Origin of the sequence: Acidipropionibacterium jensenii (genome assembly GCF_005890135.1) — a bacterium.
In the GTDB taxonomy this organism is placed as follows: domain Bacteria; phylum Actinomycetota; class Actinomycetes; order Propionibacteriales; family Propionibacteriaceae; genus Acidipropionibacterium; species Acidipropionibacterium jensenii.
In genome coordinates, this window is the sequence record NZ_CP040635.1 from 2,346,042 (window position 1) to 2,366,547 (window position 20,506).

Sequence of the window (20,506 nt, forward strand, 5' to 3'; positions counted from 1 at the left end):
TACCTTCTCACAAATTGGCCGCAATGTACTCATCGGGTCGGGTTGAACTTCGGATCTGGCCTCCAAGAACTGTCGGTGGTCGGTGGTGTGATGGGGGTCATGAGCGTGAATGAGGCGGTGCGACTGACGGCCGATCCCGACCAGGCGGAGGCGCTGGCCGACCGGCACGGCACCGTAGTGGTGCTCGGCGGCCCCGGCACCGGGCGCACCACCGTCTGCCTGGAGCGGGTCGCAGGTCATCTCGAGGAGGGCGGCCGGCTGGACCGGGCGGTGCTGCTCACCCACAGCCGTGCGGCCGCCCAGGACCTGCGCAATGCCCTGCTGTCGCGGGTCGGCGGCGCCCATCTGGCCCCCAGGGTGACCACCGTGCACGCCCTGGCCGCCCGGATCCTTGCCGACCACGCGGGTCGATCCCTCGCCCTGCTGACGGCCCCCGAGCAGGAGTTCCGGATCCGCGAACTGCTGGCCGGAACAGACCTGTCCGGCTGGCCGGAGTACCTGCGGGCCAGCGCCGGCACCGCCAGGTTCGCCTCCGACCTGAGAGTGCTGGCGGCGGCACTGCGCCAGGAGGGCTGCGACCCCAGCGACCTGTCCCGGCTGGGTGAGCGCGACGATGTGGAGGCCTGGCGGGTGCTCGGGCCGTTCCTGTCGGACTATCTGGACGTGCTGGACCTGGAGCAGACCCTCGACTACGCCGAGGCGGTCCATCGGGCGAGGATCCTGCTCACCCGCCCCGAGGTGCTGGCGGCGGTGACCGCATCCATCTCATTGCTGGTGGTCGATGAGTTCGGCGAGTGCGATCCCTCCCAGGCCGCCCTGCTGGCCTCCCTCGCCGGCAGCGGTGTACCGACTCTGCTCGCGCTGGATCCCGATCAGACCGCCTTCGAGTTCCGCGGCGCGGTTCCGGATCGGCTGCCCGAACTGCTCGGTCTGTTCCCCGACGTGTCGGTCCACCACCTGGGCACCGACCACCGCTGCGCCGGCACGGTCCATGACGTCGTCGAGCAGATCAGGGGTCGGCTGCCCCTGGTGCCGGCCTCCCCGCTGCTGCGTCGCCGCTCCACCGTGGTCGCCGCAGATCAGGGCCGGCATCCCGAACAGGTGTCCGAGGCCGGGGTGCGCACCATCGTGGCGCCCTCGACCGCCCGAGCCGCGCGACTGCTGGCCGGGGAACTGCGCCGGGCCCATCTGGCGGGCGGGGTGGACTGGTCCGCGATGGCCGTCATCACCCGGCACGGGTCGGAACTGGCCGCGCTCGCCGCCGTGCTGGCCTCCGAGGGGGTGCCGGTGCACCGGAGCAAGGAGGAGACCACCCTGTCGGGTGTCCACTCGGTCCAGGTGATGCTCGCCGCCCTCACCGCCTGCGCCACTCTGGCCGACGGCCGTACCCCGGGGTCCGGGACCACCTCGGCACTGCTGCGGGGGCCGATGTCGGGGCTCGACCAGGCCGTCTGCGACCGGATCGACGACTGGTCGAGGATTCGCGGGATCGAGTCGGGGGACTGGACCGTGCTCACCGGAACTCTGCTCTCCGCAACTCTGCCCTCCGCAAGTCTGCCCAACGACCCGGGTGCCGACTCCCGGGGCGGCGACTCGGCTGCTCCGCCGGACCCTCCCGCGTGCTCGATGATCGGCCCGGACACACCGCCCCCGGGTCTGGTGCGCGCCGTGCGACCTGCCGCCGAGATGGTCCGCCGGATCACCGCCGCCGCCAGCAGGCTCGCCGCCGGCGGCGAGGTCCACGAGGCGTTGTGGACCCTGTGGGGAGGCGGGAGATGGGCTGCCGAACTGCGCGACCGAGCCCTCGCCGGTGATCTCACCGCCGATCGGGAGCTCGACGCGATGTGCTCCCTGTTCGATCTGGCCGAGCGCTCCGCCACCCTCTCCGGAGCGGCCGGTGCCAGGCGTCTGGTGCGCTCGGTGCGCGAGGAGACGATTCCTGCGGACCGCAGCCGCGAGTCCGACCACGACCGGACCGGGGTGAGCCTCATCACCGCCCACCGTGCCAAGGGTCGCGAGTTCACGGTGGTGGCGGTGACCGGCCTCGAGGAGGGGAGCTGGCCCGCCCCCAATCACACCGGCTCCCTGGTGGCGGCCGACCAGTGGTCTCCCGAGGGGCTGATCCCATCCCCTGGGTGGCCCGAGACTGTTCGCGCAGAGCGAAGACTGCTGTTGCTGGCCTGCTCCCGGGCGAGCGATCTGCTGGTGCTGGTCTGCGTCTCGGACATCAATGCCGGCATTACCGCCTCGCCCTTCTTCACCGAGATCGCGCAGACCCTGGCCCAGGGGGCACAAGTTCCCCCGGCGACCGGGGAGCAGCCGGCCACCAGGATGGCCGACCTGGTCGGGAGGCTGCGTCGAGCCGCACTCAGCCCAGACTCCTCACCGGCGGTGCGCGAGCATGCCGGGGGTGTCCTCGCACAGCTGGCCGCCCAGGGGGTCGGCCAGGCCGATCCGGGTCGCTGGTGGCGGTCCGGCTGGGGCCGCGGGCCCGCGGAGGGGCCGGGGCCGGCCACCCCCGAGCCGGTGATCGTGAACCTGTCGGCCTCCCATGTCGGAGAACTGCTCAGCTGCCCCCGGCAGTGGTTCCTCACCCGGCGCGGCGGGGCCGCCTCGGTGCGCGGTCCGCGCGCCGCGGTGGGCTCACTGGTCCACCAGGTGGCCGCCGAGACGATGGCTCAGGGCTGGTCGCTGGACCGGGCGGTGGAGCGCCTTCGGGACAGCTGGACCCGGCTGGACTTCCAGATCGGATGGCAGTCGTCGGTCGAGGAGCAGGGTGCCGAACAGGCCCTGGACCGGCTCGACCGGTGGCTCGACGGACGGCCCGGCACCCTGATCGGCACCGAGGTCGGATTCGAACACACCTTCGACCTGCCGGCCGCTCGGGTGCGGTTCCGCGGCAGCATCGATCGCCTGGAGCGTGACCAGGCCGGCCGGCTGGTGGTGGTCGACCTCAAGGCAGGCACCAGCAGTTCGGCCCAGTCGCAGCGCTCCCACCTGCTCCAGGTCGGCGTCTACCAGGCGGTCCTGACGGCGGGCGGGGTGGCCGGCCTGCCCGACCCGGCGCCGGTGCCGGTCGGCGGCGCCGAACTGGTCTACCTGCGCCGGGGGGCCGGACGAGGCGGCGTCGAGCCCAAGGTGGTGCGTCAGCCCGCCCTGGCCGACGCGCCCTGGCCGCCGGGGGAGGACCGCCCGGCCGATGAGCGGCTCACCGACTGGATTCATGCCCGCATCAACGACGCGGCCACCATCGTGCGGTCCGGCCGGTTCCCGGCGGTGCCCAACCCGGGCTGTTCGTTCTGCCCGGTGCGCGACGGCTGCCCCGCCCTGGTCCCCCCCGAGGACGTCGTCCCCGGGACCACCGCCGGCCGCGATGCTCCGACCGGACACTCCGCCACCGGCCGTCAGGAGAACCGATGATCACCACTGCCCGACAGGTCGGCGAGCTGCTCGACATCCCCTTCTCCGAGGAACAGCTCGCGGTGATCGGGGCGCCCCTGCACCCCTGCGTCGTCATCGCCGGGGCGGGAACCGGCAAGACCACCGTGATGGCAGCCCGGGTGGTGTGGTTGGTGGCCTCCGGGCAGGTCGCGGCCGACCAGGTGCTGGGACTCACCTTCACCCGGAAGGCCTGCGCCGAGCTCGCCGGCAGGATCGACACGGCACTGGCCAAGGCCGGGATCATGGAGACCGGGGACCCGTCTGCCACCGTCTCCACCTATGACGGGTTCGCCGCCTCCCTGGTCGACGAGTACGGGGCCTGGGACGGGATCGAGACCGGGGACCGTCTCATTCTCAAGGCCCGGTGTCACCAGCTCGCCCTCGAGGTGGTGACGGGTCTGGACCATCCCCCGCGGATGGCCGACCGGCTCACCCCCATGTCGATCGCCACCGCCATCGTCTCGCTGTCCGGGCAGATGGGATCCCACCTGGTCGACGTCGATCGGGTGCGCTCCGCCGACCGGTCCTGGCGCGCCGCCCTGGCCGAGGCTCCCACCAGACGCGGGGGGCAGATCTACGCAGACGTCGCCCGGGCGATGGACACCGTCGACGAGCGCGAGGAGATGCTGGGGATGGTCGAGGCCTACCGGCGCCTCAAGCAGGAGCGAGGGCTGGTCGAGTACGCCGACCGGATGGCCCAGGCGGCCCATCTGGCGGGTCGTCGGAGCCAGGTCGGACGGGACCTGCGTCGGCGCTTCCGAGTGGTCCTGCTCGACGAGTACCAGGACACCTCCTCGGCCCAGGCCCAGCTGCTGTCCGACCTGTTCACCGGGCCCGACCCCGACAGCGGTCTCGGCCACCCGGTCACCGCGGTCGGCGATCCCCTTCAGGCCATCTACGGCTGGCGGGGCGCCGCCGCCAGCAACATCCTCGGGTTCTCCCGACAGTTCCCGATTCTCGACCGGACCGGACAGACCCGACCCGCCCAGGAGTTCAGCCTGCTCACCAACCGTCGTTCCGGCACCCGCATCCTGGACTGCGCCAATGACATCTCGGCCGAGCTCAGGGAGTCGGGGGAGATCGCAGGAAGAGTCGGGGCACTGGTCGCTCCGGTCGGCACCCGGCCCGGCGAGGTGGTCTGCCACGGCCATCTCAGCTGGACCGAGGAGTGCGCCTGGGTGGCCGACCAGCTGGTCGAGGCGCGGGCGCGCGGCCAGATCGACTCGTGGTCGCAGGCCGCCGTCCTGGTGCGCCGGAACGGCGACGTCGCCGACCTGCACGCCGCCCTGGTGAACCGGCAGATCCCCGTCCAGATCGCCAACCTGTCGGGGCTGCTCCAACTGCCCGACGTCGTGATGGTCGTCGCCCATCTGCGCGTGCTGGCCGACAGGCGGGACAACCAGGCCTGGTCAGCGCTGCTGGCGGCCCCCCGGCTCGGACTGTCCCCCGACGATCTCGCCGCCGTGGGGAGGCGGGCCGGCGAGCTGGCCAGGACCCGGGCGGCGGAGGACCGCGGCCTGCCCGGGGACGACTCGCCCGCGGCCATCGGTCCCGACCGGCCCCAGCCGCTGCTGGCCGATGCGGTGGCCGAGCCCGGACGGCTGTCGGAGTCCGGCCGGTTGTCCGCGGGGCTGGCGCGACTGGCCTCCGAGACCCGGGTCCTCAGTGCTCACGCCGTCGACGGACCCGATGATCTCGTGCTGCGGATCCAGCAGGTCACCGGCCTGGCCGACGAGCTGGCCGCCGACGAGCCGGCCCGGGCCCGTGCCAGGCAGGGGCATCTGGACGCACTGTGGTCGGAGATCCACTCCGCGCTGCGCGACGATCCCGACCTCACCCTGCCCGGTCTCACCGCCTGGCTGGCGGCCGAGGAGGAGTTCGGGGACGGGCTGGCCCGCAGCCTGCCCGAGAGCTCGGACGCCGTGGTGATCAGCACGGTCCACGGTGCCAAGGGCCTGGAGTGGCCACTGGTGATGCTGCCCGACCTCGATGACGGCGTCTTCCCCTCCTCGATTCCCCCCGACAATCCGGTGACACGGGCCACCGTGCTGCCCTCGGCGGTGCGCGGCGACGCCGACCAGGTCGCCCAGCCGCAGTCCGGTGCCCGCGAGGACCTGGCTGCCTACAAGGACGCACTGGGTCAGGAGTCGCGAGGAGCCGAGGACAGACTCGGCTACGTGGCCCTGACACGGGCGCGGGACCGGCTCGTGGTGTCCTGGCACCGCTGGCGTCCACCGGCCGTCAGACCACGAGTGGCAGGACGCTATGCCGAGGCGGTGGCGACCCGGATGGCCGGCTGGGGACTGGAGGCGGTTCGGCCCCCCGAGGACGAGGACACCCCGGCAGCCACCGGCGGCCCTACCGGAACAGACTGGCCCGAGCCGGTCGACCCCGACCGCGCCGACCGACTCACCGACCTGGCGGCCAGGGTCGGCGCCGGACGGGGTGCTCCCGCCGGTCTTCCCGATGACCCGCAGGAGGCGCAACTGGTCGCCGGCTGGCGCCGCGACGCCGCCATCCTGCTGGCCGCAGCCCGACGGCAGGCCGCGCTCCGGTCCCGGCCCGATCTGCCCCTGGGCCTCACGACATCCCAGGTGGTGGCCCTCCATGCCGATCGCCGGACCTTCCTCGACTCGATACGCCGCCCGATGCCGCGTCGAGTGCTGCGCGGGGCCGACATCGGCACCCGCTTCCACGAGTGGTTGGCCGACTACCTGCAGCCCGGCGGACAGGAGCCGCTGGCCCTGCTCGACGAGGGCGGAGCACCGCTCGACCCGGGCGTCTCGGGAGGCCCCGACGATCCGGTGCTGGCCAGACTGCAGCGCGCCTTCCTCGCCAGTCGCTGGGCCGATGCACGACCGCTGGCGATCGAGGAGCCATTCACCCTCACCGTCGCCGGACTGGTGATCCGTGGACGGTTGGACGCCGTGCTGGCCGATCCCGACCGTCCCGGGGAGCAGGTGGTCGTCGACTGGAAGACCTCGGCCCCCGACAGTGCCGACCCGCTCCAGCTGTCGGTCTACCGGCTCGCCTGGGCGGGAGCCACTGGGGTCGATCCGCAGCGGGTCCGCGCCGTCTTCCACCACGTCGGCGCCAACCAGACCGTGGAGGCCCACCCGCTGCTGTCGATGGAGGAGCTGGCGAGGGTTCTGTCCGGCGAGTCGGCACCCGCCCGGCAGGACACCCGACAGGACGACTGACAGGAGATCCGTGCAGCAGCTGGGAGCGAACATCAAGCTGAGACTTGCCTGAGAAAGTCTTATTCACGTACTGTCGTCGCTGTCGCACCTCAGTGCGGCCCGCGCGACTCAGCTGCTTTTCCGGTGATGACCTGTGGTCAGCCATGGCCCTGTTGTGCGGACCTCGATCAGGAGTTCGACCCATGACCATGCTGCGCAACCGCATCGCTGCTACCGCCGCCGCAATCAGCCTCGGTGTGGGGTTGGCCCTCACCTCCAGCCCCGCCGCACAGGCCCGTTCGGTGCCCTGCATGCCGAGCAAGGGGACCGTGAGCTGCTCGAAGTACTGGGCCAACCGGGCCAATCCGGCCAAGCCCACGTCCTCCTCGATTCTTAACCTTCAGCGTGCACTTGTTCAGGTTGGTTACCCGATCAAGCCGCTCACCGGCACCCTCAACTCCACCACCAGGGCGCGACTCCAGAGCTACCAGCGCGAGCGCGCCATCAAGGTCACCGGCAAGTTCGACCAGCAGACTGTCAAGGCGCTGCGCGCCGGACGGCCGAAGCTGGTCAGCACGGCGGGCAAGGCCGCCAAGGTGGTCGCCTACGCCAACCGCCAGCTGGGCAAGCCCTACCGCAGCGGAGCGGTCGGCCCCTCCGCCTTCGACTGCTCGGGGCTGACGATGGCCGCCTACAAGTCGGCCGGTCGCAGCATTACCCGCACCAGCTACGCCCAGCTGTCCGCCCACAAGTCGGTGCCCAAGTCCGCCCTGCAGCCCGGCGACATCGTCGGCTTCTACGGCGGCGGACATGTGGCGACCTATGTCGGCAAGGGCTATGTCATCCACGCCTCGCGGCCCGGTCGCCCGGTCGCCAAGGTCAAGCTCTCGACGATGCCCTTCTACAAGGCTGTTCGTCCGGTGATCTGAACCACCCCGACCCACAGCGCCGACGGGCCCCGGCAGGATGCCGGGGCCCGTCGGCGCCCTCAGGTGCTGCGGGCCGCGCCCGCCGCACCGCAACCCCTTCCGGACGATGTCCGCGTCCCCGCCGGTGCGAACTAGAGTCGACCGGGTGACTTCTGCCTCGAGACCCTTCATCGGAGAGCCCCTCATCGACCGGTGCCACGCCGACCGTGACGACCCGCTCGCCAATGCCGCCCGGTGGGCCGACCCCGGGGCCCTGCTGCTGAGCGTCGGAGCCCACGACGAGGTGGCGGTGCTGCCCGGTGCCACCCCCGAGGACACCGTCCGACTGGCCCCGACGCCGACCAGCGGTGAGCGCGACGACCAGCGTCAGCTGCTCATCGGTGTGGTGCAGGGCCGACCGTGGTTCATCACCCGCGACACCCCGAGGGCCGCCGCCGGCCAGCAGATCGCGCCACTGCGCAGCCTTCGGCTCGGCCCGGTCGCCCGCGAGATCGTGTGGGCCGGACTGGCCTTCCTCCACTGGGCGGAGTCCCAGCCGATGTGCCCCTCCTGCCACGGGACCACCCGGCTCACCTCGGGAGGTCCCACCCGGGTGTGCACCGCCTGCGGTCGGGAGGTCTTCCCCCGCACCGACCCGGCGGTGATCTCGGCGGTCGTGGACCGACAGGACCGGATCGCCCTGGGACGACAGCCGAGCTGGGCGCCCGGACGGGTCTCGGTGCTCGCCGGATTCGTGGAGGCGGGGGAGGCCGCCGAGCACGCCCTGGTGCGCGAGGTCGCCGAGGAGACCGGGCTGCGGGTCACCGCCGCGCGCTACCTCTCCTCCCAGCCGTGGCCCTTCCCGCGGTCCCTCATGCTGGGCTATGTGGCTCGTGCCGAGGGCACCATCAGCGACGGCGACCACGAGCTCGACGAGGCCCGCTTCTACTCCCGCGACCAGGTGCGGGACCTGGTTGCCGGGGGAGGGCTGATCCTGCCGACCCCGATGTCGATCGCCAGGTCGATGGTGGACGGCTGGTTGGACAACCGGCTCCCGTCTCCCGAGTCCGGCACCGACCTCAGCGTTCCGTTGAGCCTGTAACCCGTTGGTGCCCGGTGGCCGAACACCGGGGCGTCGAGTGACACCCAGGGCTGCGCTCAGGGCGTGTCGGGGATCTGGTGCAGGTCGCCGAGTTCACGCCAGCGTCGGGTGAGACCGGACTGGCGCCGCGAGGTCTGGGACACCGCCCGGACCACCGACTCGCGGGTTCCCACCAGGACCAGACGACGTCTGGCCCTGGTGATCGCCGTGTAGAGCAGCTCGCGGGTGAGCAGCGGCGACTCGGGCGGCGGCAGCACCACGGTCACCCGGCCGAACTGGGAGCCCTGGGCCTTGTGGACCGTCAGCGCCTCGAGCGGTCGCAGCGAACCCACCAGGGAGCAGGGCAGGCGCCGACTCGTCCCGCCGGGGCTCGGGAGCGCGACCATCGGCACCGGCCGCTCGGCCACCACCACCCCGCAGTCGCCGTTGTTCACCTCGAGCTGGCGCATGTTCTGGTTGACGATCACCGGTTGTCCGATCGACCACTCGCCCCGGGTGCGGGCGCGCTCGCCCGGGTCGGTCGAGGCCCGGCCGGCCCGTTCGGCGGCCGCCATCTCCTCGGACCACCGACTCACACCGTAGGGGCCCTGCCGATGGGCGCACAGCAGCCGGTGCTCGTCGACCAGCTCCAGGGCCCCGGCGTCATCCTGCTCTCCCGCCAGACGGGTCATCCGGCTCGCCAGCGAGGTGATCTCGGCGTGGACATCGGGAAGGTCGGCCAGGCTCAGCGCGGCGGGGTCCTCCGCCACGAACCGGACCGACTCGTCGCCGGCGTCCAGCACCCTGATGACCTCGTCGGTGCGGCCCCGGCGGACCGCCTCGGACAGCTCGGCGATGGCTCCTCCGGAGCGGTGGTTGCGGGTGAGGGTGGTCACCGGAAGCACATCGGGACCCAGGTGGGGGGCCGAGGCCACCACATCGGCCAGCACCGAGCCGGCGTCCACCGAGACCAGCTGGCCGGGGTCCCCGACCAGCAGCACCCGGGTTCCGGGTCCGACGGCCTCCAGCAGTCTGGCGGTCATCGGCAGGGACAGCATCGAGGTCTCGTCGATGACCACCAGGGAGCAGGGCAGCGGATCGTTGCGGTCGTGTCGGAACCCGCGGCCCGGGCCCATCGACCCCAGCAGGGCGTGCACGGTGGTCGCCTCCAGCGGCCCCGGGCCCACCTCGGGGGGCAGCAGCGCGCCAACCTCGGCGACGGCGTCGCGCAGCCGGGCGGCGGCCTTCCCGCTGGGGGCGGCCAGACTGATCGGACCCAACCCCGGATCGGCGGCCTTGAGCACGGCCAGCACGGCGCACACCGCGGTGGTCTTGCCGGTTCCCGGACCTCCCGCGAGCACGCTGAGACGACGGTCGCAGACCCGCAGCGCAGCCTGGGCCTGGGCGGGGTCGAGGACGATTCCGGCGCCGTCCAGGGCGGCGGCGACGGTGTCCAGGGCGGCCTGCGCGGTGGCGGGGGAGATCTCTGGCCGGTCGGCGGCCAGCCGGGCGGTGAGCAGCGCCACCTGCTGCTCGGCCTGCCAGTAGCGCTCCAGATAGACCAGGCCGGAGTCCAGTCGCAGGCCGCGCCGGTTGACCGGCGAGTCGCGGTGGGCCACCGCCGGACTGTCCTCCAGCCGTGCCAGCCAGTCGGTGGGATCGGGCCAGTCAAGGGACCCGAAGACCTCGATGGCTGCCAGTTCCTCGGGGCCGGCCGAGGCCACCACGGCAGGGTCCAGCATCTGCCGTGTGATCTGGGCGGCGATCTCGGTCGGATCCATCTGCACCGATCCGAGCCGGACCTGGCGGCAGGTCAGTGCGGCTGCCAGCTCGACCCGTTCGTCGGACTCCCCGCAGCCGCGGCAGAGCAGTCGCGCCAGGTGGATGTCGGCCGGGCTGAGGACGCCGGCCAGGGCGAACCGGCCTGGAAGGCCGGTGGCCGAGATCGAGACCAGGTCAGTCATGGCGGCCCTCCTGAGCAGCCGAGGGCGAGTCGGTGCGATCGGGGCTGCTGCGCCACAGCAGCTCGGAGACCCGCACCACCAGCTCGGGGCGGGGGTACCAGCTGAACACCCCGGTGGGGGTGTCCCGGGCCGAGTCGCCCTGGAGCGAGCTGCCCGAGGTCGAGCTGCCCTGAACAGAGCCGCCCAGCACCGGGGCTGCCGGTGCAGGGGTGTCGCCGGTCATTCCCCGGACGAACAGATAGCCCACCCCGCCGAGGTGGCGCGCGGGATCGTACCCGGGCAGTCGGGCCGCCAGGAAGCGGTGCAGCGCGGCGCTGTAGAGGATCGCCTGGAGGGGATAGTGCGAGTCGATCATCATCTGCGTCATCGTCGCGTGGCCGTAGTGCCGAGGCTCCAGCGACTCCCCGGGAGGCAGCGGGACCCGGTTCGTCTTGTAGTCGACGACGACATGGCGCTGGTCGGGCAGTCTCAGCACGGCGTCCAGGGAGCCGGTGAGGAATCCGGCCAGCACCCGGTCGGAGGCGGGGGAGTCGGCCAGCACGCGTCCGTAGTCGGCCAGCGGATCCTCGGGGGACACCAGACCGGGGTCGTTCAGGGCGGCCGCGATGTCGGCCAGCACCGAGGCGTGCCGGGAGTCGGGCGCCATCGCCAACTCGAAGCCGAGCTCGGCGAGCCGGTTCCCCTCGCCGATGTCGCACAGTCTCAGGCCCGAGGTGAGCTCGCCCAGCGGGGTGCGCATCACGTCGACCAGGCCCCCGGCGAGATCCTCGGGGCTCACCCCCGGAAGGGGGGTCTGGGCCAGAGCCGCCGAGGTCTGGTCCGCAACATCGGCGGACAGCCCCTCGCCGACCGGACGGACCCGCTCCAGAATGGCGTGCACCAGGGTGCCGAAGGCGGTTCCGCCGGGCATCGCGCACAGCCCCGACCCCGGGTCCTGCCCGCCGATGGCCTCGGTCGTCTGCGTCGAGGTCTCGGCCTCCTGCGGCTCATCGGTGCCTGCCGGTCGGTCCGCACCACTGGCCCGGGGATCGACACCGAAGGTGTGCAGACCGTCCGTCAGACCGGAGTAGGAGGTGCGTCCCCAGGAGCGGTCGATCCGTCGGTCCAGGCTGCGAGGAGCCGCCACCGCGGACTCCGCCGCCCGGTCATGGCGGGTCAGCAGCATCTGGCGAGGCACCTGGACCACCTCGATGAGGGAGGGGTCGAGCCAGCTCAGCCGGGCCGGATCGACGTCCTGCTGGCCGGGGCCGGGGGTCTGCACCGACAGGTGGTCGAAGGCGAGCAGCCGGTGCAGCGGCGAACCACGGTGCTGTCGCCGGTCCGGGGCCCACCACAGCCGCAGGGCGGACCGGGCCCGGGTGAGTCCGACGTAGAGGGTGCGCAGGTCCTCGGCCCGCTGGTCGGCCAGATGCGACTCCCACGCCTGCTCCCGGCGGGGGCCCTGGCCTCCCAGGTCGAGGACCCGTCGGGCCCCGTCATGCCAGACCAGCGGCTCGTCCCTGTCCCTCATGGGCCAGCTGCGGGCCGCGTCGGGCAGCAGGACGACCGGGAAACCCAGCCCCTTGGCCTGATGAATGGTCATGATCGTCACCGCCCGCCGATCGGTCTCCAGGCGTCGCGGGGACTCCACCGAGGCCGAGTCCCGTTGGTCCCGCAGCCACCCGGCGAGCTCGGCCGGGCCCGGCCGGCCGGCTCCCTCGGGGCCGGCGAGGGAGCCGTCCGCCCGGTCCCGGGACTCGGTGGCCGACAACTGGGCCGCCTGGCGCAGGTCGGTGAGATACCGCTCGCCGCGAGGATCGGAGAGCATCGAGGGCATCACCCCGGGTCGTCGCACCGCCTCGTCGACCAGCCCCCAGGGGCCCAGCTGGTCCCAGCGCCGGGCCCACGATCCGATCGACACCGCGAGATCGGGCCTGACCCGTGAGTCGGGACGCACCATCTCCTCGGGACGACCCCCACCCAGTGGCGACAGGGCCAGTCGTGCCATCACCGCCGGTTCGGGTCGCGACAGAGCGTCCAGCAGGTCGATCAGGTCCGCGGTGGCGGCACTGCTCCACACCGACTCGTCCCCGCTGAAGACGGCCGGCTGGCCGACCGAGGCCAGCGCCGCCCGGATCTGGGAACCCCGCCGTCGGGTGCGCACCAGAACGGCGATGTCGGGGGCGCTCAGGGGACGCACCCGGCCGTCGTCATCGGTCCAGGTGGAGCCTCCCTCCAGCATCATCACCACCTGGTTGGCCAGGTCCTCGGCGATCCGCCGGTCGGCGGTGGCACCGTCCATCGAGCCCCGCTCTGACCGGATGCAGCGCAGCTGAACCGGTCGCTCCCAGCTGTAGCGGTGTCCATCGGTGGCCCGGCATCCCAGCCGGCTGCCGGTGTGCCAGGCCTCCACCGGTTCCAGGCGGATCCTGGAGTCGCCCAGCAGGGCCGGGCCGAAGAGGTGCGAGATGCCGGCCACCACCGGCTGGTCGGCGCGCCTGTTGACCCTCAGCGCCAGCACCCGGTCGACCCGTTCGGTGGCCTCCAGGTAGGAGTGGATGTCGGCTCCCCGGAAGGCGTAGATGGACTGCTTGGGGTCGCCGATCAGCCACAGGTCGACCCTGCCCCGGAAAGCCAGGTCGAGGGCCGCCCACTGGAGCGGGTCGGTGTCCTGGAACTCGTCGACCATCACCAGGCAGAAGCGCGTCGACAGCGTCCGGACCGCCGCCGGACCGCGGTCCGGATCGGCCAGTGCGTGGGCCAGGTCGGCGATCAGGTCGTCGAAGGTGTGCCAGCCCTGAGCCCTGCTGCGCCGGTCCACCTCGGCCCGCACCGCCCGGGCCCACCGCGTCCGGTCCAGGGATCGGGGGGTCCCCGAGGGTTCTGCGATCTCCACCTCGCGGTACTGGACGGCGACCTGTCGGGCCAGTCGAAGAGAGGGTGCGGGGGAGGGCGGCCTGTCCTGGTCCAGATTCGCCCTCAGGTACAGGTCGGCGGCCACCTGGTCGGTGAGAGGTCCCGCGTCGGCCAGCAGCCGTGAGGACCGGTCGTGGTCGGCCAGCACCCCCAGCTCGTCGAGCATCCTCGAGGCGAACTCGTGGGTGGTGGTGATGGTGGCGTCCTCGAAGGCGTCCAGACCCGCCCGCAGCCGGTCCGCCATCTGGGCGCGCTCGCCGTCGGGTCGCGACGCCAGGACGGTGTCCAGTTCGTCTGCGGCGTCCCGCCCCCCGGTGAGCAGCCGGTGGGCCGAGACCAGTCTCGCGTGGACCCGCGACCTCAGCTGTCGCGCCGCCGACCGGTTGAAGGTCACCAGCAGCACCCGGTCCATGCTCACCTGACCGGAGGCGACCGCGCGGGCCACCACAGCGGCGATCGCCCAGGTCTTCCCGGTGCCGGCACTGGCCTGGAGAAGGGTGGTGCCGTGGGGCAGGTCGGCGGTGATGTCGAAGGGTCGGCCCGTCTGAGGGATGTCCGTCATCGAGACCCCCCGGGAGAGCCGACGGCAGGGCGACCGGAGGCGGCCTGGACGGGTTCGAAGAGCCACCGGCCAAGATCCTCCGCGGTCGTTCCGCGGGCCAGGCAGGTGGCCCGGAGGCTCTGCTCGTCCTCGTCGAGGAAGACGGCCCAGTCGTCGTCGAACTCACGGGCCCACTGGACGCCCACCCCCGACCTCTCGGTGGCCCACTCGGCACGGGGGCCGCGGGTCAGGCCACCGATCACCGCCATCGTGCGCAGCGGCAGGGGCACCAGCTGCTGGGTCGACCACCACGCCAGCCGGGCGAGCCCGGCGAGCAGGTCGGCGGCCCGCTGCGGGTCGGGCGCCGCCAGGATCCAGGGCTGGGAGTTCGACGCCAGAACAGCCCGCCACCGGCCGGGCCGCCCGGCCGCAACGCACAACAGCTCGATCCAGCTCCTCAGCAGGTCCCGGGCCGAGGCGCGCGAGGAACTGGCGTGCACCACCGCGTCGCCCCAGACCGGGACCCGACCGGCGACCCGCAGCCGGCGATCCGGCTCGGTGAGGGCGCCCTGGGGCCATGACAGCGGAGGAAGATCGCCGCCGGACAGCTCCACATCGACGTCGACCAGCTGCTCGGAGCCCGCCGCGCGGGCGCGTTGGGCGGTGGCCCGGATCGCGGTGGCCCGGTCGAGCTCGGTGGCCAGCGCATCCAGGCCGATCCGGCCCGGCGGGGTGGAACCGCGCAGCCGCTCGGCGGTCCGGGCGTCCTCGGGACTGGCGCCCCGTTCCAGATCGGCCAGCAGCCGGGCACGCACCCCGTAGCTGTCCAGCGGCCCCAGGTCCAGCGGGAGCTCGTCGGCGGGCTCCTCGCGCCAGCTGCGGGTGTCGGTGCCCAGCCGGGCGCGCAGCAGGGCCCTCGCCGGGTTGAGCAGCACACCGGCGAGATCGGCGGGCGACCACACGCCGGTGCCCACCGAGGCGGGAGCCGGCAGCAGCGGGGCGATGCGCGGTTCGGCGGTGATGACGCCGGGGGCCAGGCACGAGGCGGTGGCTCCGGCTGCACACGCCGGGTCGAAACTACGGCGCTGCCGGTCAGGGTCGAACTCCGTGAGGGAGAAGGGTTGCAGACCGTGGTCGAGATGAACGGCGGCCGCATCGACGCCCAGCCGGTCGATGGCGGCGTCCAGGGTGGCGGAGAAGGGGCCGGGAAGGACCGGCGCGTTGGTCACCGGGTCGTGGGCCTGCCGCACCACGACCAGACGCTGCCGGGCGGAGGCCACCGCGTCGAACAGCAGCTGGCGGGCCAGGGCGCCGGGGTCGCGCTCGGGATCGCCGGGATCGCGCAGCCCGCGCAGCTCGTCGGGCGGCTCGTCGCCGCCGTCGGGGTCGAGCAGGATCACGACCCGGTGGGCGATCCCGTCCAGGTCCCTCGGTCCGCACACGTGGGTGCTGCCGTCGAACCAGATCGGGGGTCGGGCCGCCGGGACCCGATCCTCCAGCAGCGCGATGACCTCGGTGACGCCCAGTCGGACCTCGGGGCCCGCGGCCAGTCGTGCCAGGGTGCCGACCGTGGCCGGTCCCTGCCAGGCTCCGGCGGCTGGTGAGGCGGTGAGCTCGGCCACCATCCGGGCGATCCGACCGGTCCACTGCTCGACGGTGGCGGGCTGCGTGCTGTCCAGGACGGCGCGCCGCACCCGCGAGATGAGCTCGGCGAGCCGCCCGACCAGGTCGATGTCGGCCGATCCGACCCCCTCCACCGGGGTGACGGTGGCCAGCCATCCCGGCGGGGTCGATGACATCGCCGCCCCGAGAAGCATCCGCTCCACCCCTGCCAGCCAGGTCGACTGCCGGACCTGCGGCAGCCCGGCGCGGGCCCGCGACCCGGCGTCCAACCCCCACCGGATCCCGGCATCGGTGACCAGCCGGGCAATCTCGGCGAGCTCGTCGGGGGAGAAGGAGAACCTCCGTGCGACCGCCGGCATGGCGCACAGTTGGATCAGTCCCGAACCGCCGGCCCTGGCCGATCCCAGTCCCAATACCCGCACCACCGCCTCGGCGACCGGATTGGTCGTCTGGTGGGCGGGACCCTGAACGCGCAGGCTGCGCGCCGGATGGGCGCCCTCGGCCGCCGGGTCGGCCGGGCAGACCAGGGCCGCCAGCATCTGCTCGACCTGGGGATCGGGGCAGACGACGACGATGTCCCGCGGCTCCAGGCCGGGCAGTTCGGCGATCGCCTCGCACAGCACGTCGCGAACCACCTCGACCTGTCGGTCCGGGCCGTGGCAGTCGTGGATGCGCACGGTGCCGTCGGGCGCTGGTCGTTCCCCGGTCGAGCCGCCGACCAGGGCCGCGAGCAGAGTGGTGGGGCCACCCGCTCCTGCGCTCGCTCCCGGTCCCTCCTCGGGTCCTGAATCGGGTCCTGAATCCGCTCCGGTGCCGGACCCGGTGCCGGGACGGGGACCGGTTGTCGCCGGCTGGCCGTCGAGGCGACGCTGCCAGGCGGTGCGGGAGGCTGCCCTGACGCGGTTGAAGGATCCCCAGGCACCATCGGTGGTGGGAAGTGTCTGGACCCCGACACTGCGGCAGGCGGTGTCCAGATGGATCACCCGGCAGCCGAGACGCCGTCCCAGGTCCACCGCCAGATCGCGATCGGCCGGGGTGCTGGAGGGTCCGGTCAGCCAGGCGCAGCGCGACCATGGCAGCACGGTCGACGGATCGGCCAGGGCGTCGGCCAGCAGGTCGCGACGGCGGGCGGGGTCCGGGACGTCGTGATCCTGGTCCAGCAGCCTGCGCCACAGCGGCGCCCACCAGGTGTGGGCCGGGTCCAGCGGGCGTCCGGCGGCGTCGACATCCTCTCCGCGGGCCCAACCGGTGAGGATCTGGGGCCACTGCCCCGCCACCGTCTCGAGATCGGCGGCGGTGCGCCTGGCAAGATCCCAGGCCGGACTGGGCACCCCACTGGTCGCCAGGGCGGTCAGGTGCTGGCGGACCGGCAGCGCCCACGGCTGATCGACGTCGTCGAGGACCCCGGCGATGCGCAGGGCCAGAGCCGCTCCGCGCCAGGGGTCGTCGGCGGTGTGCAGACCCAGCAGCAGGCTCTCCAGATCGGTGCGTAGCCGAGCCGGCGTCACCCCTCCGATACCCGCCGCGATCCCGTCGCGGAGGGCCAACTGCTGGGCGATGGCCCGGCCGTGGGCCCGCGACGGAGCCACCAGCAGAGGGAGCCGGAAGGGGTCGACGTCGGGATCGGCGGGCGGCTGCAGGGCGTCCAGGACCTCCCGGACGGCACCCTCCCATGAGTCGACGACCGTCACGGTCGCGCTCCGCTGAGTGCTCATCTGCTGGCCTCCCGTCCTGGCCAGACCCTATCGTCACGCTCTCGGTGGACCGGTCCCGACGGGCCGTTGCGTCCGGGTCCGGCAGGGACTGCCGATCGGGGGCGGTGGGACCGTCGCAGACCCGGCGGGCTGGGAAACCGTCGTGGGCCGCGCCTAGTGTTCACCCCGTGACACCCGATGAGACTGCCGACCGGATACTCGACGCCCTGGATCCCGAGCAGCGCCAGGTCGCCACCACCTTCGGCGCCCCGGTCTGCGTGGTGGCCGGGGCGGGGACCGGCAAGACGCGGGCGATCACCCACCGGATCGCCTGGGCGGCCGCCACCGGGCGGGCCGACCCGCACCGGACCCTGGCGGTGACCTTCACCACCCGGGCCGCCGGCACGATGAGGGGCAGGCTCGCAGCCCTGGGAGTGCGGGGAGTGCAGGCGCGAACCATCCACTCGGCCGCACTGCGTCAGGTGCGGTACTTCTGGCCGAGCGCCTACGGCTGCGAGTTGCCGCGAGTCTCCGACGCCCGGTTCCGGATGCTCGCCGAGGCCTCCCGCAGAGTCGGCCTGGGGGTGGACACCGCCCTGCTGCGCGACCTGTCGGCCGAGGTCTCCTGGGCCAAGGTCTCCAACGTCGGAACGGAGCAGTACCCGGCACTGGCCAGGGCCGAGGGACGAGTCGTCGCCGGGGCCTCGGCGGCTGTCGTGGGCCGGGTGCTGTCGGGATATGAGGCCGTCAAGAGGGAGACCGGGGTGATCGATCTCGACGACATCCTGCTGTGCGCGGTCGGCCTGCTCACCGACCATCCCGAGATCGCCGCCCGGGTGCACGACCAGTACCGCCACTTCGTGGTCGACGAGTACCAGGACGTCTCCCCGATCCAGCACACCCTGCTGGAGCTGTGGTTCGGGGGACGCGACGACGTCTGCGTGGTGGGGGACCCGCATCAGTCCATCCACGCCTTCGCCGGAGCCAGGGCCGAGTACCTCACCGGTTTCCTCGCCGAGCATCCCGGCGCCACCCGGATAGAACTGATGCGCAACTACCGCTCCACCCCGCAGATCGTGGCTCTGGCGAACACCGTGCTGCACCATGGCGGGAAGGGGAACGACCAGATCGGCGAGGACCAGGGGGTGCGTCTCGTCGCCCAGGCCGAGGACGGCCCGCAGCCGCGCTTCGCAGCCTTCACCGACCAGGTTGCGGAGGCCGCCGGGGTGGCCGCCTGGCTGAGCGAGCTGCACGGCAGGGGGATCGGCTGGGCAGATCTGGCCGTGCTGCACCGGGTCAACTCCCAGGCCCCGGCCCTGGAGACCGCGCTCACCGAGGCCGGGATCCCTTACCTCATCAAGGGGGCCGAGAGGTTCTACGACCGTGCCGAGGTTCGCCAGACCCTGGCGGCGGTCTCCCGGCGCGTCGAGCAGGGGCCGGGGGAGGCCGGCCTGGGACTCCATGACGCCGAGGAGGTGCTCGCCGGGCTGGGCTGGACGGCCCAGGCCCCGGAGGGCCAGGGCAGCGTGCGGCAGCGGTGGGAGTCCCTCCAGGCCCTCCACGACTTGGCCGGCACGGTGATGACCGGGGACTCCGAGGCCCGTCTGGCCGATGTCGACCGGGCCTTCCAGCAGGCGGCCGCACTGCAGCAGGCCCCGGCTGTGGACGGGGTTACGATCTCCACGATGCACGCCGCCAAGGGGCTGGAGTGGCGCGGGGTGGCGTTGATCGGCGTCTCGGACGCGATGGTGCCCTTCGTGATGGCCACCCGGCCCGAGGAACTGGCCGAGGAGAGGCGCCTCCTCCACGTCGCGGTGACCCGTGCCTGCCGGCACCTGTACATCACCTTCGCCCGCAACAGCACCGCCAAGGGCCGGTACGGCATCTCGCGCTACCTCAAGGGGCTTCCGGGCACCCCGGACGCCGCCACGACGTCGACCTCGGGGCGACCCGCCAGACACCGCACTGTCAAGTTGCTGGACTGCCGGGTCTGCGGGGGTCCCCTCACCGCCGCCGCCGACCGGAAACTGGGTCATCACATGGCCTGCGAGGTCGACGTCGACCCGGCCGTGGTGGACCGGCTTCGCGCCTGGCGGCTGGACCGTGCGCACCGCGACAAGGTGCCCGCCTTCGTGGTGCTCACCGACGCCACCCTGCTGGCCGTGGCCGAGCAGATGCCCTCGGGACCCGATGATCTGCGACAGATCTCGGGGATCGGCCCCAGCAAGATCAAGCGGTACGCCGACGAGCTGCTCGCCACTCTCGACGAGGTGCGCAGCTGAGGCGGCGTCGGGGGTCCCGGTCATGCTGCTCGTGGGGCCGGTGAGTGTCGGTGCGGGCGGCACCGCGGGCAGTCGGGAAGCGGGTCGAGGATTGCGGTGTGATGGTGCTCGCTCGTCCAGGACGACCAGGAGGGTGTGATCCAGTCGGCTCCCCGTGATCCCTGGTCGACCAGACGGGAGATCTGTTGGGCCACCCACTGGCGCGGCCCCCACGCCGATGACGAGCCTGCCAGAGCCGCTGCGGTATGGGCCCACAGCGGGTCCCGCCGGGCCATTCCGGTGTCCAGGCAGTCCTGGCAGCCCGGTCGGGTCGGCAGGGCGACGGGTCCCAACCAGGCGCCGGAGGTACCTGCCCAGCCCACCACCACCGGAATCCCGCGGTCCTGACACAGTTGCACCGGCTCCCGCAGACCCAGCGGGTCTTGGGGGCAGACCACCGTCAGGCCGGGGCTGAGCCGAGATCCCGGGTCCGCCAGGATGGACCAGTGTCCCGAGGAGCTGCGCCGACCGGTGCCCTCGCCCAACTCCACCACCAGTGCCCCGCAGACCGACTGCACCGCCTCGCGGACGGCGGCGGCCAGGGAGCCGGAACCCACCACCGCCACGGTGATCGGCGTTCGGTCCACCACGAGACCCAGGGTGGCCATGGTCTGCAGGATCGCATCGGGAAGGCGGCCCTCCACCAGCTTCTCGACGGTGGTGCCGCGCAGCAGGAAGGATCGGCCGTCGGGGCACAGCAGCCGGACACCGTGGGGCACCTGGACGATCTCACAGGCCAGGTCCGGATGGGCCGGGGGAAGAAGAGCTGTCATGGCACAGATCCTGACCGACCGCCCCCGCCGCGGCCAGAGGTCGAGGGCAACGGGAGACACCAGGGCCCGAACGGACAACACATCGA

General features: G+C 72.7%; 9 protein-coding genes. 5 read left to right on the top strand and 4 right to left on the bottom strand.

Annotation, left to right across the window (positions count from 1 at the left end):
* Positions 1-99 precede the first annotated feature (99 nt).
* The 4 genes from FEZ32_RS10520 (at position 100) to nudC (ending at position 8,630) form a co-directional block, all read left to right on the top strand.
* Positions 100-3,420: an ATP-dependent DNA helicase gene (locus FEZ32_RS10520; RefSeq protein ID WP_138680563.1), complete on the top strand. Its 3,321-nt coding sequence runs from the start codon at positions 100-102 to the stop codon at positions 3,418-3,420.
* A complete protein-coding gene (locus FEZ32_RS10525; protein ID WP_138680564.1) occupies positions 3,417-6,641 on the top strand; it encodes an ATP-dependent DNA helicase in 3,225 nt (1,074 codons plus the stop codon). The genes FEZ32_RS10520 and FEZ32_RS10525 overlap by 4 nt, the downstream gene beginning before the upstream one ends.
* A 182-nt stretch (positions 6,642-6,823) precedes the next feature.
* The gene (locus FEZ32_RS10530) at positions 6,824-7,549 is read left to right on the top strand and encodes a C40 family peptidase (protein WP_175415776.1); all 726 of its coding nucleotides are present in this window, start codon (positions 6,824-6,826) and stop codon (positions 7,547-7,549) included.
* Between the two features lie 145 nt (positions 7,550-7,694).
* Entirely contained in the window at positions 7,695-8,630 is a 936-nt protein-coding gene (gene nudC / locus FEZ32_RS10535) for an NAD(+) diphosphatase (protein WP_420809245.1), read from the top strand.
* A gap of 56 nt (positions 8,631-8,686) precedes the next feature.
* On the opposite strand, the gene recD is transcribed toward nudC, so the two are convergent.
* Genes recD through FEZ32_RS10550 form a run of 3 tightly spaced genes read right to left on the bottom strand, consistent with a single transcriptional unit; the run spans position 8,687 to position 17,347 of the window.
* A complete protein-coding gene (gene recD, locus FEZ32_RS10540; protein WP_138680567.1) occupies positions 8,687-10,573 on the bottom strand; it encodes an exodeoxyribonuclease V subunit alpha in 1,887 nt (628 codons plus the stop codon).
* On the bottom strand, positions 10,566-14,030 hold the full coding sequence (locus FEZ32_RS10545) for a UvrD-helicase domain-containing protein (RefSeq protein ID WP_138680568.1): 3,465 nt from the start codon (positions 14,028-14,030) through the stop codon (positions 10,566-10,568). Before FEZ32_RS10545 ends, recD begins: the two co-directional genes overlap by 8 nt.
* Entirely contained in the window at positions 14,027-17,347 is a 3,321-nt protein-coding gene (locus FEZ32_RS10550) for an exodeoxyribonuclease V subunit gamma (RefSeq protein WP_138680569.1), read from the bottom strand. The genes FEZ32_RS10545 and FEZ32_RS10550 overlap by 4 nt, the downstream gene beginning before the upstream one ends.
* 167 nt (positions 17,348-17,514) lie before the next feature.
* Between FEZ32_RS10550 and FEZ32_RS10555 the strand changes: the two genes are divergently transcribed.
* Positions 17,515-19,608: an ATP-dependent DNA helicase UvrD2 gene (locus FEZ32_RS10555; protein ID WP_236082578.1), complete on the top strand. Its 2,094-nt coding sequence runs from the start codon at positions 17,515-17,517 to the stop codon at positions 19,606-19,608.
* 20 nt (positions 19,609-19,628) lie between these two features.
* Here FEZ32_RS10555 and FEZ32_RS10560 read toward each other — a convergent pair whose 3' ends face one another.
* Positions 19,629-20,420: a hypothetical protein gene (locus tag FEZ32_RS10560; RefSeq protein WP_028703298.1), complete on the bottom strand. Its 792-nt coding sequence runs from the start codon at positions 20,418-20,420 to the stop codon at positions 19,629-19,631.
* Positions 20,421-20,506: the final 86 nt, after the last annotated feature.